A 16,253-nucleotide genomic window follows, 5' to 3' on the forward strand; every position below is an offset into this window, starting at 1 on the left:
GCGCTACAAACTTCCCGCCGGGCGACTGCCTCTGCCTGCAGAACTTAACGTTCTCCCCGTTTGCTTACCGCCGAGGCTTTCCAGACGCATCTGGAACGGTGGGAACGGCATATCAATACCGTGCTCGCGGAAGCCTGCCAGAATCAACTGATGGATCTCGTGGCGTAGCGGCATACGATGCCCCATCTCAGCAGCATAAATACGCAGTTCGAAGATTTGAATCCCCTGCTGCAGGTCAACCAGGAAGACTTCTGGCGCCGGGTTATCGATAACCAACGAGCAGCGGTGCGCGGCAGTCAGCAGGATTTGTGTAACCTCCTCGCTGTTAGCCTCCGATGGTGCCGGGATGGTTAACACCACACGGGTGACCGAATCGGACAGCGACCAGTTGATAAACTGTTCGGTGATAAAGGCCTTATTGGGCACGATGATCTCTTTGCGGTCCCAGTCGCTAATGGTGGTGGCGCGGGTATTAATTTTCGTCACGCTACCGGTAAGATCGCGAATCGTTACCGTGTCGCCAATGCGGATTGGTTTTTCAAACAGGATAATCAGACCGGAAATAAAGTTGGCGAAGATCTCCTGCAAGCCAAAGCCCAGACCAACACCGAGAGCCGCTACCAGCCATTGCAGTTTGGACCACTCAATCCCGATCATCGAGAAGCCAACCAGACCGCCAATCAGCATCAGAAGATACTTGGTGATGGTGGTGATGGCGTAACCGGTTCCGGGGGTTAAATCCAGATGTTGCAGCAGCGCCAGTTCCAGCAACGCGGGCAGGTTGCGTACTAACTGGGTGGTAATGATAAACACCAGAATTGCGATGAGCACCGCGCCCAGCGTTATTGGCTCTAAGCTTTCCACGCCCTGTACCGTGGAGGTCACATCCCATAGCGAGATGTTTTCCAGGAAGCCGAAAGCGGAATGAATTTCTGACCACAACACAATGACCGAGAGCAGGGCGATAAGCATCAGGATAGAGCGCACCAGGCGCAACGATTGCGCGCTGATAGCATCCAGATCCACTTCGCTTTCATCAACATCAATTGCGCCTTCAAGACTGGTGGAATGCGGCGGTTCTTCTTCGCCCCGCGCGCGCTGCGCCAGCATTTCGGCGCGTCGATGCTTGGCGCGGTCAAACGCCAGACGGCGGCGCTGAATCAGCATCCAACGGCGGATAACGTGATACACCACCAGTAATAAGAACCAAATCGCCACGGACGTTTCCAGACGCGCCAGCAAGGCTTGTGACGTAGCAAGATAACCCACAGCTGCGGCGAGAATAGCAATCAGCGGCGCGCCCATCAGCATATTCCACAACATGCTGTTGACCATGTTATCGCTGTTGCCTTCTTTATCGAGGTACAGCGGTATCCCGGCGCGTTTCAGGCTCAGGGTCACGACCGCCAGCGCACCGCAAATCAGAATAAAGCACAGACGTCCCAATGAGGCGGAGAATTCCCGGTCATTGAGGTTATCAAACATAATCACCGCCATGATCAGCGGGACAATCAGCCCGATGCTCATCAGGTAATAATGCATGGCTTTCGCAACGCGATTCCGCGGCCAGCCAAAGTGGGCAATGAACAGACCGTTGGGGCGTGCAAAGGTGGCGCAAATCATTACCGCCCACAGCATGGGCACCGTGGCGGTAACGCCATCACCGATAGCGACAGCCAACGGATAAGGCCAGGCTTCCTGAAGTCCGTAACCGAGCGTTGCCCACAGCACCGGTAACGGCGAAGCCACGAGTATTGACCAGAATACCGTACGTATTGTCAGCCAGAAATGGTCTTGGGTGACTTTCCCTACCCGTGCTGATGAACGCTCCAGAAAACGGGTGAAGTGTTTGCGTGACGAGAGGCTAAAGCCAACCAGTACCAATGCCGCGAAAAGCGGCAGCAGCGTTTCTTTGCTGGTCAGCATCATGATGCTGGCTTTGCCCAACTGATTAAACGTATCTAATGAGATCAGTCGCCGCAGATCCTGAACGATGTCGACAGGCCAGGAGAGCGAGATAGGGCTAACGTCTGACGTCCAGAACAGATAGCGGTGCGTTGCTTCGTTGACCTCTTTTAGCGCATCCTCCAGTTGGCTGTTGGAGACTTTGAGCTTGGTCAGCTCAAGAATCAGCGTATCGCCGCCCTGTAATAAAGAGTTCAGCAGTTCGCGTTGGGTGCGTAGCTGGGCGTTGAGAATGCTGCTCTGTTCAGCGGTCAGCGGCTGTCCATCAACCTGATGAATCTGACGCAGTTGCGGCTGTTTGTTGAGGAGATCCTCATAGCGCATGCGGTGCACGCGAAGCTGCGCCATTTCGGTATCCAACTGCTGAGGCTTGGGCATTTCAGGTAGGCGGGATACCTGTGCTCGCAGCGCTTCTCCCAGCATATTCGAGACCCCAAGCCACTGAGACTGCTCTCGCAGCGTATTCAATGCCTGACGAACCTGCAGCGTTTGGCTGGCGGCCTGACGCTGTTGCGAGGCGACCAGGTCCATACGTTGCGCCTGCTGGTTTAAGGCCTGAGACAGCTCGCGGTTAACCTTGAACTGGTCGACAATACCTTCCGGCAGTCCCGCACTGTTTTCCGCCAGCAGTTCGGTGCTCTCCAGCGCTCGCTCCGCTTCACGCTGGCGCTGACTGTTGAGTTGGTTGCGTAATGCCTGCAGGTAAGCGTCGAGTTGTTGGCTCTGTTTTTCCGCCAGTTCGGAGCGCATACGCGCCAGTTCCTGGCGGTTATTGGCGGAAAGCTGCGCCAGCTCCAGCTCATCGACCTGGGCTTTAAGCTTGGCTGATTCAGCCTGCATCGCCTGATTTTGTGCGGAGTTGCCGTTGGCGGTACCAATACGACGCTCAAGCTCATTTAGCTGGCGGCGGGCATCGGTTTGCTGTTGAGGAAGCTGGCTTAACGAGTCGGCGATTTCCCGGGCGCGATCCTGCTCCTGCTGGGCCTGACGGCTTTTTTCCAACAGTTGGCTGCTGACCTGGAGGATCTCCTGGTTTAACGCATCGGTAGTGAGCCCGGTTGGCACATTGCGCGGTTCATCGCGCAGGTTGCTAAGCTGCGCGCGTAATGTTGCGGACAGCTTGGGGAAGTTATCAATAACCTGCTGATATTGTTGGGCGCGCTCAAGAGAGCCTTTACGCTCCTCAAGGGCATTTAGCGCGGACTGGAGCGCCTCGACGGTTTCTGGCTGAGCGGGTTTTGCCGCTTTCGCTTGCTCCAGTTCCTGGGTGAGTTGTTTGGCATCGGGGGCCGTCGCAGCGTACGCCCCCAGGCTGAGGCACCAGGCCATCAGAAAAGTGATAATCAGGCGCACAGCAGCGATTCCTATGTTTAACTTTCGTCTTTTTTGTCGTCAACCAACGGGCTGGCGTCGTGTTCAGCTTCGATCTCTTCTTTCGCCAGCGGGGCCGGTTCTGCCTCTGGCGTCACGAAAGTCTCGGTCGAGATGGCCATTGGCTGGCCGATTTTGGTCACCGAAAGATCCTGCAACTGCTCAACCAGGTTAACTTTGTCAGGCGCGAACAGGTTGATAACAGTGGAACCGAGCTTAAAGCGGCCCATTTCCTGACCTTTCAGCAGCGCCACCGACCCTTCGCTTTCGCCTTCCGGCCAGGTCCAGCGTTTGATGACGCCTTCACGCGGTGGGGTAATGGTGCCAGCCCAAGCGGTTTCAATACTACCGACGATAGTCGCGCCGACCAGAATCTGTACCATCGGGCCAAATTCGGTATCAAACAGGCAGATTACGCGTTCGTTTCGTGCAAACAGGTTCGGAACGTTTTGCGCAGTCAGGATGTTTACAGAGAAAAGATCGCCTGGTACGTACATCATCTCACGCAGGATACCGTTACACGGCATATGTACACGGTGGTAATCGCGTGGAGACAAGTAAGTGGTCACAAACGTACCATTGCGGAATTTGTCCGCCATCTGGTAGTTGCCAGCCAGCAGCGCTTCAAGCGTATAGCTGTGCCCTTTAGCCTGCAGCAGCTTGTCTTCTTCGATGTTGCCTAACTGGTTAATCACGCCGTCAGCAGGCATTACCAGTACGTTTGGATCGGTGTTAATCGGGCGCGCGTCGTCGCGCAGTGGGCGAACAAAGAAATCGTTAAAGGTGCGATAGCTTGCAGTGTCCGGCTTTTGCGCCTCTTTCATATCGACCTTGTAGTATTTCACGAACAGATCGATAACCAGTTTAGTCAGCCATCCCGCTCGTTTGCTCGCACCCCAGCCCGCCAGGCGAGTGAGCCATAGTTTCGGCAGAATGTATTGTAGCGAAAGCTTAAATGAGTTTAACAAGGTAGCCTCCAGGCCATAATTTGTTCCCGATCCGGCATACGGGCCGGATCCTGAAAAAAGGGGGACGATTCTAGCGATGCTTAGCTTAGTTGTCAGTTGTCTGTATCAGAAAAGTTTTTACGCGTTTTTACCTGCGCCATGCTTTCCAGGATGCGGTGATAGTTTTCAAACCGGGTTTCGGCTATGGCCCCTTTTTCAACAGCCTCACGGATAGCGCAGCCTGGATCGGTATCATGCTTGCAGTCGCGGTATTTGCAATGGCCCAGGTAGTCATGGAATTCGACAAAGCCATGCGTGATTTGTTCCGGCTCCAAATGCCATAGCCCGAACTCACGTACGCCAGGGGAGTCGATAACGTCGCCGCCGTGCGGGAAGTGATACAAACGAGAAGCCGTGGTAGTGTGCTGCCCAAGTCCGGAGTTATCGGAGACATCGTTAGTCAGGATCTCTTCCTGCAGGCCGAGAAGATTATTGAGCAGGCTGGATTTTCCTACGCCAGACTGACCGGCGAAAATGCTGATGCGATCGGTTAATGCTTCTTCAAGCGGCTTCAGGCCGTCTTTAGTGCGGCTTGATACCATCAACACGCGATAGCCAATGTTGCGATAGATATCCATCTGTTCGTTAACGAAGGCCATGCCTTCTTCATCCAGCAGATCGATCTTATTCAGTACGATAATCGGTTCGACGTGTAGCGTTTCGCAGGCTACCAGATACCGGTCGATAATATTGAGTGACAGCTCGGGTAAGATGGCTGAGACAATAACGATCTGGTTGATGTTGGCGGCAATGGGCTTTACCCCGTCGTAAAAGTCGGGACGCGTTAGTACCGAGGTACGCTCGTGTACCGCCTCAACGATGCCTTTGACATTCACGCCTTCTGCTGCCGCTTTACCCGGACGCCAGACCACGCGATCGCCGGTAACCAGCGAGCGAATTGTACGGCGGATGTTGCAGCGGTGAATCTCACCGTCAGCAGATTCCACGTCGGCATGCATGCCAAAACGGCTGATAACGATGCCTTCAGCGGTTTCGCCAAACAGGTTGTCGTCGTAGTCTGGCTTCTCCGCGGACGTTTTCAGACGACGCTGGTGATTGGCGTTCACACGGCGCTGTTGGCCTTTGGAGAGTTTATTCTTACTCAATCGGACTGGCTCCTGGTCGCCCATAATGGGCAAAACATTTATGATACACACAATTTTAGAACAATGTAGTCACACTGAATGTGACGCTGAAGGGTGGAAAATAGCATGAGTGCCAATGAAAACAACCTGATTTGGATCGATCTGGAGATGACAGGTCTGGATCCCGAGCGCGATCGCATTATTGAGATCGCCACGCTGGTGACGGATGCCAACCTGAATATTCTGGCTGAAGGACCGACAATTGCGGTGCACCAGTCCGACGAACAACTGGCATTAATGGATGACTGGAATGTACGTACGCATACCGGTAGCGGGCTGGTGGATCGCGTGAAGGCGAGCAACATGGGCGATCGCGAAGCTGAAATGGCCACGCTGGCTTTTTTGAAAGAGTGGGTTCCGGAAGGAAAATCACCTATCTGTGGCAACAGCATCGGTCAGGATCGTCGTTTCCTGTTTAAATACATGCCGGAATTGGAGGCGTATTTCCATTATCGCTATCTTGACGTCAGTACGCTCAAAGAATTGGCGCGTCGTTGGAAGCCGGAGATCCTGGCTGGCTTCACCAAGCAGGGGACGCATCAGGCGATGGACGACATTCGTGAATCTGTTGCTGAGCTTGCTTACTATCGCGAACATTTTATTAAGCTTTGATTTTGTGGATTGCCGGGTGGCGGCTGCGCCTTACCCGGCCTACGAAAATCGTTCCTGCGAGCTTGCACTAAGTCAGGATTGTCGCTAAATTAAACGACTTGCTGATAAATTCAGCACTTAAACGAAAAAACAAGAAAATCGCTTTTAGGGGGGTTGCAGCTAAACGGATTTCTCGTATAATGCGCCTCCCGTAACGACAGAGAATTACGCGTTACGGCAGCAACAAAAGCAGTACAGATTTGCGGGAATAGCTCAGTTGGTAGAGCACGACCTTGCCAAGGTCGGGGTCGCGAGTTCGAGTCTCGTTTCCCGCTCCAAAATTTGAAAATGCTTGTAAAGCACAGACCACCAATCGCAGGATTTCGAATTGCGACAAGGCGGCAACTGAATGAGTCCTTAGGAGCTTACTGTAGTAAGTGACTCAGGCGAATGAGGGCAGCCAACGCAGTAGCGGTTCGAAAGACGAAGATTAAGCGGGAATAGCTCAGTTGGTAGAGCACGACCTTGCCAAGGTCGGGGTCGCGAGTTCGAGTCTCGTTTCCCGCTCCAAAATTTGAAAGTGTTTGTTAAGCACAGACCACCAATCGCAGGATTTCGAATTGCGACAAGGCGGCAACTGAATGAGTCCTTAGGAGCTTACTGAAGTAAGTGAATCAGGTGAATGAAGGCAGCCAACGCAGTAGCGGTTCGAAAGACGAAGATTAAGCGGGAATAGCTCAGTTGGTAGAGCACGACCTTGCCAAGGTCGGGGTCGCGAGTTCGAGTCTCGTTTCCCGCTCCAAATTCTTACCCCAATAAAAAATATCCACAACGAATAAACGCGTTGGGGACGTTTTGTTTCGTCATTGACATACTCTTGTAAACAGACTTATCCACAGGTTCAGGTATTATTCCTGGAATGCAAAGAACTTCGCTGGGTGAATAGTATCAATTTAACCACTTGAAATTATTGGTTTAATTATCATTTCAAATTGTTAATGCGATCACTTGACGATTTTTTCCCTCTTGAATATCAATGTGTTTTTATTTTTATACACAAGCTGTGGATGACTTAAGCGTCGCGCGGCAGACCCTTTTCAATGACCCTGACCAAACGTTGTTTCTTTGGTAACTGCACCTCAACGACGCAGGCATTTCGCTTCTTGATTTGCTGAGCAACCGCCCAGTCTATGTGTTCGTCAAGAAGTGGGTACTCACCTCTGCGACTTTCCAGCGCGTGAATAACGGCTTCATCCCACGGGGCATTACCCAACGCAACGGCGATATTGCGTAGCCAACGCAGGTGGCCAATACGACGAATGGCAGACCCTTCCGTGACTTTTAAAAACCACGCTTCGCTCCAGCTAAACAGCTCTATTAACTCCGGAGCATGAAGCTGCTTGCGCGGGTTGAAGTCATCCTCTGTCGTCAACTGTGAATAGCGGTTCCACGGGCAAATAAGCTGGCAATCATCGCAGCCGTAAATTCGATTCCCCAACAGGGGGCGAAATTCTTCCGGGATCGCGCCTTCCAGTTCAATCGTGAGATAAGAGATACAGCGGCGCGCATCCACCGTGTAAGGCTCAACGATGGCTCCAGTGGGACAGATGGTCATACAGGCGACGCATTTCCCACATCCTTCTTCTACTGGTTGGTCGACCGGCAAGGGCAAGTCGATCAGCAATTCCCCGAGGAAGAAAAATGATCCGGCTTCTCGATTGAGGATAAGTGAGTGCTTACCTGTCCAGCCAAGCCCGGCTTTTTCCGCTAACGGACGCTCAAGAATGGGCGCAGAATCGACAAAAGGTCTAAAATTCAGCGAAACGCAGTGCTGTTGAATCATCTCCCCCAGCTTTTTTAAGCGGTTACGCAGCAGCTTGTGATAGTCGCGGCCAAGCGCGTAACGGCTGACGTAACCGAGCGAAGGGTTTTTCAACGTGCTGGCAAAGGCCGCTTTGGCTGGAAGATAGTTCATACGTACGCTGATGACTCGTAGCGTACCGGGCAATAATTCGTGAGGTCGGGCGCGCATCATGCCGTGACGGGCCATCCAGTCCATCTCGCCGTGATAGTGTTTATCCAGCCAGGCCTGCAGTTTGGGCTCCGCTTCGCTGAGGTCGGTATCGGCAATACCGACCTGCTGAAAGCCTAGCTCCAGCCCCCACTGCTTAATATTTTGCGCTAACTGATTGAGATCGAGGGGCTCTGACATGACGGACCATACAATGAAGAAAAACCCCGCAAGTATACCACACTCCATCTGGCACGCCGATGACATCAGGCGGATGGAGCGAGAGGCGGCAGACAGTTTAGGGCTGACGTTGTATGAACTGATGCAGCGGGCAGGAGAGGCGGCGTTTCAGGTAGCCCGCGAGGCATATCCGCACGCCCAGCACTGGCTGGTGCTATGTGGTCATGGCAACAACGGTGGTGATGGATACGTGGTGGCAAGGCTTGCTAAAGCGCAGGGGCTTGATGTTACGTTGCTGGCACAGGAGAGCGATAAACCGCTCCCCGAGGAAGCGCAGCAGGCGCACGACGCCTGGCTTAACGCCGGTGGCGTCATTCACGCTGCGGATATCAACTGGCCAGATAACGTGGGTGTCATTATTGATGCGCTGTCAGGCACCGGCTTAAAACATGCACCCCGCGAGCCCCTTTCGGCAATGATCGAGCGTGCCAATAGCCATCCTGCTCCTGTCGTGGCGGTAGACATTCCATCCGGCCTGCTGGCGCAAACAGGGGCGACGCCGGGGGCGGTCATCAATGCTGCGCACACCGTTACCTTTATTGCGCTCAAGCCGGGCTTGCTAACCGGTAAAGCGCGCGATGTCACCGGACGCCTGCATATTAACTCACTCGGGCTGGACGACTGGCTGGCGGGGCAGAACGCGCCGCTACAGCGTTTTGATGCTCAACAGCTTGCGCACTGGCTAACACCGCGTCGACCCACCTCGCACAAAGGCTCCCACGGGCGGCTGGTAATTATCGGCGGTGACCACGGTACGGCAGGCGCAATACGCATGGCCGGTGAAGCGGCGCTGCGTGCAGGAGCCGGGTTGGTCAAAGTGCTGACCCGCAGTGAAAATATCGCGCCTATTCTGACTGCCAGGCCAGAACTGATGGTCGATGCGCTGACGCCGCAGACTCTGGAAGAGAGCCTGGCATGGGCGGATGTTGTGGTGATAGGACCTGGGCTTGGTCAACAGGAGTGGGGTAAAAAAGCGCTGCAAAAGGTCGAGAATTTTCGCAAACCGATGCTCTGGGATGCGGATGCGCTGAACCTGCTGGCAATCAATCCCGATAAACGTCACAATCGCGTGATCACGCCGCATCCTGGCGAAGCCGCGCGACTGCTGGGCTGTTCCATTGCAGAAATTGAAGACGATCGCTTACTTTGTGCACAACGTCTGGTAAAACGGTACGGAGGCGTGGTAGTGCTGAAAGGCGCGGGTACGGTTGTTGCTGCTGAACAGGCTGAGTTGGGTATTATTGATACTGGCAATGCCGGGATGGCCAGCGGCGGAATGGGTGATGTGCTTTCCGGTATTATTGGCGCATTGCTCGGACAGAAGCTTACCCCGTATGATGCGGCATGTGCGGGATGTGTTGCGCACGGTGCGGCGGCGGATGTGCTGGCGGCGCGTTTTGGGACGCGCGGCATGCTGGCGACAGATCTCTTTACCACGCTACAGCGTATTGTTAACCCTGATGTGATTGACGTTTATCATGATGAATCGAGTAATTCCACTACCTGATGAGCAGGCGACTTTAGACCTGGGACTGCGGGTAGCCAAAGCCTGTGATGGCGCGACGGTAATTTATTTGTACGGCGACCTGGGGGCGGGTAAAACCACTTTCAGCCGGGGATTCCTGCAGGCGTTAGGTCACAAAGGAAATGTAAAAAGCCCTACCTACACGTTGGTTGAACCCTATTCGCTCGATAATTTGATGGTATATCACTTCGATTTGTACCGACTTGCGGACCCGGAGGAGCTGGAATTTATGGGGATCCGTGATTATTTTGCCAATGATGCCATCTGCCTGGTGGAATGGCCGCAACAAGGTAAAGGTGTACTGCCAGACCCGGACGTCGAAATACACATTGAATACCAGGCGCAAGGTCGAGAGGCGCGCGTAAGCGCAGTCTCCTCATCAGGTGATTTACTGCTGGCGCGTTTAGCCGATTAACCTCAAGGGTGGCGGGATGATTTTTCGCATCAGAAACTGGCTGATGGCAACCCTGGTCCTGCTGTGCGCGCAGGCAGGGGCCGCCAGCCTCTCCGATCTTCAGGTGTCCAACGGCGATCAACAGGCGCGGATTACGCTGAGCTTTATTGGCGATCCTGAATACGCCGTTTCGCAGGACGGGAAACGAACCGTCGCGCTGGATATTAAACAAACCGGTGTGATTCAGGGATTACCGCTGCTGTTTAGCGGTAATAATCTGGTGAAATCTATCCGTTCCGGCACGCCGAAAGATGCGCAGTCTCTGCGCCTGGTGGTGGATTTAACCGAGAATGGCAAAGCCGATGCCGTAAAACGCCAGAACGGCGGTAATTATACCGTCGTGTTTACCATCAAGGCTGATGCGCCACCGCCGCCTCCACCCCCTCCAGTGGTTGCGAAGCGTGTCGAAGCGCCGGTTATCGCTCCGCGTCCTGCCGAGCCTGCGCGTAATCCGTTTAAAGCGGAAAACGATCGTACTACGGTGGTAACTAACAGTAATACCTCCACACGACCTGCTGCACGCGCCAGCACCGGTAGCGGCGAAAAAGTGGTTATCGCCATTGATGCCGGACACGGCGGACAGGATCCTGGCGCTATTGGTCCTGGCGGCACGCGTGAGAAAAACGTCACGATTGCCGTGGCGCGCAAGCTTCGCAGTTTGCTCAATGACGACCCGATGTTTAAAGGGGTACTCACCCGTGATGGCGATTACTTTATCTCGGTGATGGGGCGCTCAGACGTTGCGCGTAAACAAAACGCCAATTTTCTGGTCTCAATTCATGCGGATGCTGCGCCAAACCGGGATGCCACAGGCGCTTCCGTTTGGGTGCTGTCAAACCGTCGTGCGAACAGTGAAATGGCCGGCTGGCTGGAGCAACACGAGAAGCAATCGGAGCTGTTGGGCGGTGCGGGCGATGTGCTGGCAAACAGCCAGTCCGACCCTTATCTCAGCCAGGCGGTGCTGGATCTGCAGTTCGGTCATTCGCAACGCGTCGGGTATGATGTGGCGACCAGCATGATTGGCCAGTTAGAACGTATTGGCTCGATGCATAAGCGTCGCCCGGAACACGCCAGCCTTGGGGTATTACGTTCGCCTGATATCCCGTCAGTGCTGGTTGAAACCGGCTTTATCAGTAACAACAGCGAAGAGCGTCTGTTGGCGAGTGATGATTACCAGCAGCAACTGGCCGAGGCGATTTACAAAGGATTGCGTAACTATTTCCAGGCGCACCCGATGCAAACCGGGCCGCAGGGCGCACCGGCGCAAACCGCCAGTGCTGTAGCGCCTGGTAACACGTTGACAAACTAAGGATTAGCCATGCCGATTCAGGTTCTACCGCCACAGCTGGCGAACCAGATTGCCGCAGGTGAGGTGGTAGAACGGCCTGCGTCAGTGGTGAAAGAGCTGGTGGAAAATAGTATCGATGCCGGTGCGACGCGCATTGATATTGATATTGAGCGCGGCGGCGCGAAGCTTATCCGTATTCGTGACAACGGCTGCGGGATTAAAAAAGACGAGCTGGCGCTGGCTCTGGCGCGTCATGCCACCAGTAAAATAGCGTCGCTTGACGATCTCGAGGCCATCGTAAGCCTCGGCTTTCGCGGCGAAGCGCTGGCCAGTATCAGCTCCGTTTCTCGTTTAACTCTGACGTCGCGTACGCAAGAACAGCCCGAAGCCTGGCAAGCCTATGCCGAAGGGCGCGACATGGATGTGACGGTCAAACCTGCCGCGCATCCGGTGGGAACCACGCTGGAGGTGTTAGATCTGTTCTACAACACCCCGGCGCGGCGCAAATTTATGCGCACCGAGAAAACCGAATTTAATCATATCGACGAGATTATCCGCCGCATCGCGCTGGCGCGTTTTGATGTGACGATTAATTTGTCACACAACGGCAAAGTGGTGCGCCAGTATCGTGCCGTGGCTGCGGATGGACAGAAAGAACGCCGACTGGGCGCGATTTGCGGTACGCCGTTTCTGGAACATGCGCTGGCGATTGAATGGCAGCATGGCGATTTAACGCTGCGCGGTTGGGTGGCCGATCCTAACCACACGACGGCGGCGCTGGCGGAAATCCAGTACTGCTATGTAAATGGTCGGATGATGCGCGACCGACTGATCAACCATGCTATCCGCCAGGCTTGTGAAGATAAGCTGGGCGCCGATCAGCAGCCCGCTTTTGTGCTGTATCTGGAAATCGACCCGCATCAGGTGGATGTTAACGTACATCCTGCCAAACATGAGGTCCGTTTTCATCAGTCCCGCCTTGTGCACGATTTTATTTACCAGGGGGTGTTGAGCGTCCTGCAGCAGCAGCTTGAAACGTCGCTACCGTTGGCTGACGACGAACCCGCCCCAAGGCACATCCCGGAAAATCGCGTTGCTGCCGGACGTAACCATTTTGCCGAACCGGCTCCCGCGCGTGAACCTGCGACACCGCGGTACTCAGCATCTGCTGGCGCTGGAAGCGGCAGTAGTGGTGGTGGCCGTCAGGCAGGGGCCAGTTGGCCTCATGCCCAACCCGGATATCAAAAGCAGCAGGGTGAAATTTATCAGCAACTGCTGCAGACGCCGGTTCCGCCGCGTAAAACGGCGGTCTCTGAAACGCCATCGGCACCTCTGAGTGGTAATGCTCAGGGCTTTGGACGCGTGCTAACGATTGTCGGTGCGGACTGCGCGTTGCTTGAGTGCGATGGTCATATCCGGTTGCTGGCATTACCGGTGGCGGAACGTTGGCTGCGTCAGGCACAATTAACGCCGGGCGAGGGGGGCGTTTGCGCCCAGCCATTGCTGATCCCTTTACGTCTAAAAGTGACCGCCGATGAAAAAGCGGCGCTGCAAAAAGGGCAGGGCCAACTCGCTGAACTGGGCATTGAATTTCAACTGGATGCGCAGCATGTGACCATCCGGGCGGTGCCTTTACCCTTACGCCAACAAAATTTACAAATCTTGATTCCTGAACTGATAGGCTACCTGGCGCAGCAGTCCGTATTCGAACCGGGCAATATTGCACAGTGGATTGCACGTAACCTGATTAGCGAGCATCCGCAGTGGAGCATGGCTCAGGCGATTACGCTGTTAGCGGATGTTGAGCGGCTCTGCCCACAACTCGTGAAGGCGCCGCCGGGTGGTCTGTTACAACCTGTTGATTTACATTCGGTAATGAATGCCCTGAAACATGAGTGATACCCGTAAGGCGAGCCTGCCAAAGGCGATTTTTTTGATGGGGCCGACGGCCTCCGGTAAAACGGCACTCGCAATTGAATTGCGTAAAGTTTTGCCCATAGAGTTGATAAGCGTTGATTCCGCCCTTATTTACAAAGGGATGGATATCGGTACTGCCAAGCCTGATGCAGATGAATTACAGGCCGCACCGCACCGATTGCTGGATATCCGCGATCCGTCGCAAGCGTACTCTGCTGCTGATTTTCGCCGCGATGCGTTAGCCGAGATGGCCGATATCACCGCAGCAGGGCGCATTCCGCTGCTGGTGGGCGGTACAATGTTATATTTCAAAGCCTTGCTTGAAGGGCTGTCGCCGTTACCATCGGCGGACCCGGAAGTCAGGGCCAGAATTGAGCAGCAGGCAGCTGAGCTTGGATGGGACGTACTGCACCGACAGCTTCAGGAAATAGATCCGGTGGCTGCGGCGCGTATTCATCCAAATGATCCGCAAAGACTTTCCCGGGCACTGGAAGTTTTTTTCATTTCGGGTAAAACTTTAACGGAGCTGACGCAAACGTCAGGAGATGCTTTGCCGTATCAGGTGCATCAGTTTGCAATCGCCCCGGCGAGCCGTGAACTGCTCCATCAGCGAATTGAGCAGCGTTTTCATCAGATGTTAGCTTCAGGTTTTGAAGCAGAAGTCCGGGCGCTTTTTGCCCGTGGAGATTTGCATACGGATTTGCCTTCCATTCGTTGTGTAGGGTATCGCCAGATGTGGTCATACATTGAAGGCGAAATTTCATACGATGAAATGGTTTATAGAGGTGTTTGCGCCACGAGGCAGTTGGCGAAGCGACAGGTAACCTGGTTGCGTGGTTGGGAAGGGGTGCACTGGCTTGACAGTGAAAAGCCTGACCAGGCGCGAAACGAAGTATTACAGGTTGTTGGTGCTATCGCGAACTGAATGTGTACAATTGAAACGTATCGTGCGCAATTTTTCAGAATCGAAAGGTTCAAAGTACAAATAAGCATATAAGGAAAAGAGAGAATGGCTAAGGGGCAATCTTTACAAGATCCGTTCCTGAACGCACTGCGTCGGGAACGTGTTCCAGTTTCTATTTATTTGGTGAATGGTATTAAGCTGCAAGGTCAAATCGAGTCTTTTGATCAGTTCGTGATCCTGTTGAAAAACACGGTCAGCCAGATGGTTTATAAGCACGCGATTTCTACTGTTGTCCCGTCTCGCCCGGTTTCTCATCATAGCAATAATGCCACCGGCGGCACTGGCAGCAACTACCATCACGGTAGCAACGCGCAAGGTTCATCTGCGCAACAGGACAGCGAAGAAACCGAATAAGGTTGTTAGCTGTTTTACACACGGGGAGCCAGCGATCCTGCGTTCCCCGTTGATACATATTAAGGGGTTGACGCTTGTTTGACCGTTATGATGCCGGTGAGCAGGCGGTACTGGTACACATCTATTTTTCGCAAGACAAAGATATGGAAGACCTCCAGGAGTTTGAATCTCTGGTTTCTTCCGCCGGTGTCGAAGCAATGCAGGTGATTACCGGGAGCCGTAAAGCACCGCACCCGAAGTATTTTGTTGGTGAAGGTAAGGCAATCGAAATTGCCGAAGCCGTAAAAGCGACTGGCGCTGCGGTGGTGATTTTTGATCATGCTCTAAGCCCCGCCCAGGAACGTAACCTGGAACAGTTGTGCCAGTGTCTTGTTATCGACAGGACTGGTCTTATTTTAGATATTTTTGCCCAGCGTGCGCGTACCCATGAGGGTAAGTTGCAGGTTGAGCTGGCGCAGTTGCGCCATATGGCTACGCGTCTGGTCCGTGGCTGGACCCACCTTGAAAGGCAAAAGGGCGGGATTGGTTTGCGCGGTCCGGGTGAAACCCAGCTCGAAACCGACCGTCGTTTGCTGCGTAATCGCATTTTGCAAATACAGTCGCGCCTGGAAAAAGTTGAAAAGCAACGTGAGCAGGGGCGGCAGTCGCGCAAGAAAGCGGATGTCCCAACCGTATCACTGGTGGGATATACCAACGCCGGAAAATCCACCCTGTTCAACCAGATCACCGAAGCCCGGGTTTACGCAGCGGACCAGCTGTTTGCGACCCTGGATCCGACCCTGCGCCGAATAGACGTAGCGGACGTCGGTGAGACCGTGCTGGCGGATACCGTAGGGTTTATCCGCCATTTGCCGCACGACCTGGTAGCGGCATTTAAAGCCACGCTGCAGGAAACACGTCAGGCGACATTGCTGCTGCACGTTATTGATGCAGCAGATTTTCGTGTGCAGGAAAACATTGAGGCCGTTGATACGGTGCTTGAAGAGATCGATGCGCATGAGATCCCGACCCTGCTGGTGATGAATAAAATCGATATGCTGGATGATTTTGAACCGCGTATCGACAGAGATGAAGAGAATAAACCCATTCGCGTTTGGGTTTCAGCGCAAACGGGGATTGGCATACCACAGCTTTTTCAGGCTTTGACAGAGCGGCTTTCCGGTGAGGTTGCGCAACACACGTTGCGTTTGCCGCCGCAGGAAGGGCGTCTGAGAAGCCGGTTTTACCAACTTCAGGCAATAGAAAAAGAGTGGATGGAGGAAGACGGTAGCGTAGGTCTGCAAGTACGTATGCCGATCGTAGACTGGCGTCGCCTCTGTAAACAAGAACCGGCACTGGAAGACTATGTTGTCTGACCTGACGGATATGGCCTGAAGATTTTTTCGCCTCTATTCCTTGTGGTTTTGTGCGGCAGTAAGGCG

12 protein-coding genes and 3 tRNA genes are annotated in these 16,253 nt (G+C 54.0%); 11 read left to right on the plus strand and 4 right to left on the minus strand.

The window, feature by feature from the left end:
- Positions 1 to 3: 3 nt before the first annotated feature.
- The 3 genes from mscM to rsgA all read right to left on the minus strand — a co-directional run bounded on the left by mscM (position 4) and on the right by rsgA (position 5,449).
- Positions 4 to 3,318, minus strand: coding sequence for a miniconductance mechanosensitive channel MscM (mscM, locus tag E1B03_RS03325; protein ID WP_103768660.1), 3,315 nt, complete (start codon positions 3,316 to 3,318; stop codon positions 4 to 6).
- A 17-nt stretch (positions 3,319 to 3,335) separates the two neighbouring features.
- The gene (gene asd, locus E1B03_RS03330; RefSeq protein WP_133085678.1) at positions 3,336 to 4,304 is read right to left on the minus strand and encodes an archaetidylserine decarboxylase; all 969 of its coding nucleotides are present in this window, start codon (positions 4,302 to 4,304) and stop codon (positions 3,336 to 3,338) included.
- Between the two features lie 92 nt (positions 4,305 to 4,396).
- Complete coding sequence (gene rsgA / locus E1B03_RS03335) at positions 4,397 to 5,449, minus strand: small ribosomal subunit biogenesis GTPase RsgA (RefSeq protein WP_181012759.1); 1,053 nt, start codon at positions 5,447 to 5,449, stop codon at positions 4,397 to 4,399.
- Between the two features lie 105 nt (positions 5,450 to 5,554).
- On the opposite strand from rsgA, the gene orn reads away from it, so the two are divergent.
- The 4 genes from orn to E1B03_RS03355 all read left to right on the plus strand — a co-directional run bounded on the left by orn (position 5,555) and on the right by E1B03_RS03355 (position 6,881).
- Positions 5,555 to 6,100 (plus strand): oligoribonuclease, encoded by a 546-nt coding sequence (gene orn / locus E1B03_RS03340; RefSeq protein WP_103768657.1) that lies wholly within the window; start codon positions 5,555 to 5,557, stop codon positions 6,098 to 6,100.
- 241 nt (positions 6,101 to 6,341) lie between these two features.
- Positions 6,342 to 6,417 (plus strand) — tRNA-Gly (locus tag E1B03_RS03345).
- A 156-nt stretch (positions 6,418 to 6,573) separates the two neighbouring features.
- Positions 6,574 to 6,649 (plus strand) — tRNA-Gly (locus tag E1B03_RS03350).
- A gap of 156 nt (positions 6,650 to 6,805) precedes the next feature.
- Positions 6,806 to 6,881, plus strand: a tRNA-Gly gene (locus E1B03_RS03355).
- Between the two features lie 270 nt (positions 6,882 to 7,151).
- Here E1B03_RS03355 and queG read toward each other — a convergent pair.
- A complete protein-coding gene (queG, locus tag E1B03_RS03360) occupies positions 7,152 to 8,291 on the minus strand; it encodes a tRNA epoxyqueuosine(34) reductase QueG (protein WP_133085679.1) in 1,140 nt (379 codons plus the stop codon).
- On the opposite strand from queG, the gene nnr reads away from it, so the two are divergent.
- The 7 genes from nnr (at position 8,290) to hflX (ending at position 16,187) form a co-directional block, all read left to right on the plus strand.
- Positions 8,290 to 9,837, plus strand: a complete 1,548-nt coding sequence (gene nnr, locus E1B03_RS03365; protein WP_103768655.1) for a bifunctional ADP-dependent NAD(P)H-hydrate dehydratase/NAD(P)H-hydrate epimerase — start codon at positions 8,290 to 8,292, stop codon at positions 9,835 to 9,837. The genes queG and nnr overlap by 2 nt on opposite strands.
- On the plus strand, positions 9,809 to 10,270 hold the full coding sequence (gene tsaE, locus E1B03_RS03370; RefSeq protein WP_008786002.1) for a tRNA (adenosine(37)-N6)-threonylcarbamoyltransferase complex ATPase subunit type 1 TsaE: 462 nt from the start codon (positions 9,809 to 9,811) through the stop codon (positions 10,268 to 10,270). The genes nnr and tsaE overlap by 29 nt, the downstream gene beginning before the upstream one ends.
- Positions 10,271 to 10,286: 16 nt before the next feature.
- Complete coding sequence (gene amiB / locus E1B03_RS03375) at positions 10,287 to 11,618, plus strand: N-acetylmuramoyl-L-alanine amidase AmiB (RefSeq protein WP_103768653.1); 1,332 nt, start codon at positions 10,287 to 10,289, stop codon at positions 11,616 to 11,618.
- Positions 11,619 to 11,627: 9 nt separating this feature from the next.
- Positions 11,628 to 13,496, plus strand: a complete 1,869-nt coding sequence (gene mutL / locus E1B03_RS03380; RefSeq protein ID WP_133085680.1) for a DNA mismatch repair endonuclease MutL — start codon at positions 11,628 to 11,630, stop codon at positions 13,494 to 13,496.
- Positions 13,489 to 14,439 carry a tRNA (adenosine(37)-N6)-dimethylallyltransferase MiaA gene (gene miaA / locus E1B03_RS03385; RefSeq protein ID WP_103768651.1) on the plus strand — a complete coding sequence of 317 codons (951 nt, stop codon included), beginning with the start codon at positions 13,489 to 13,491 and terminating at the stop codon, positions 14,437 to 14,439. Before mutL ends, miaA begins: the two co-directional genes overlap by 8 nt.
- A gap of 84 nt (positions 14,440 to 14,523) precedes the next feature.
- Complete coding sequence (gene hfq, locus E1B03_RS03390) at positions 14,524 to 14,832, plus strand: RNA chaperone Hfq (protein WP_003025584.1); 309 nt, start codon at positions 14,524 to 14,526, stop codon at positions 14,830 to 14,832.
- A gap of 74 nt (positions 14,833 to 14,906) precedes the next feature.
- On the plus strand, positions 14,907 to 16,187 hold the full coding sequence (gene hflX, locus E1B03_RS03395) for a ribosome rescue GTPase HflX (RefSeq protein ID WP_003025589.1): 1,281 nt from the start codon (positions 14,907 to 14,909) through the stop codon (positions 16,185 to 16,187).
- The last annotated feature ends 66 nt before the right edge of the window (positions 16,188 to 16,253 follow it).

Origin of the sequence: Citrobacter arsenatis, from assembly GCF_004353845.1 — a bacterium.
GTDB lineage: Bacteria > Pseudomonadota > Gammaproteobacteria > Enterobacterales > Enterobacteriaceae > Citrobacter > Citrobacter arsenatis.

Excerpts from the sequence above, each read along its gene's own strand:
- orn (WP_103768657.1), top strand. The coding sequence starts at position 5,555 with ATGAGTGCCAATGAAAACAACCTGATTTGGATCGATCTGGAGATGACA.
- amiB (WP_103768653.1), top strand. The coding sequence starts at position 10,287 with ATGATTTTTCGCATCAGAAACTGGCTGATGGCAACCCTGGTCCTGCTG.
- nnr (WP_103768655.1), top strand. The coding sequence starts at position 8,290 with ATGACGGACCATACAATGAAGAAAAACCCCGCAAGTATACCACACTCC.
- mutL (WP_133085680.1), top strand. The coding sequence starts at position 11,628 with ATGCCGATTCAGGTTCTACCGCCACAGCTGGCGAACCAGATTGCCGCA.
- hfq (WP_003025584.1), top strand. The coding sequence starts at position 14,524 with ATGGCTAAGGGGCAATCTTTACAAGATCCGTTCCTGAACGCACTGCGT.
- queG (WP_133085679.1), bottom strand. The coding sequence starts at position 8,291 with ATGTCAGAGCCCCTCGATCTCAATCAGTTAGCGCAAAATATTAAGCAG.
- miaA (WP_103768651.1), top strand. The coding sequence starts at position 13,489 with ATGAGTGATACCCGTAAGGCGAGCCTGCCAAAGGCGATTTTTTTGATG.
- tsaE (WP_008786002.1), top strand. The coding sequence starts at position 9,809 with ATGATGAATCGAGTAATTCCACTACCTGATGAGCAGGCGACTTTAGAC.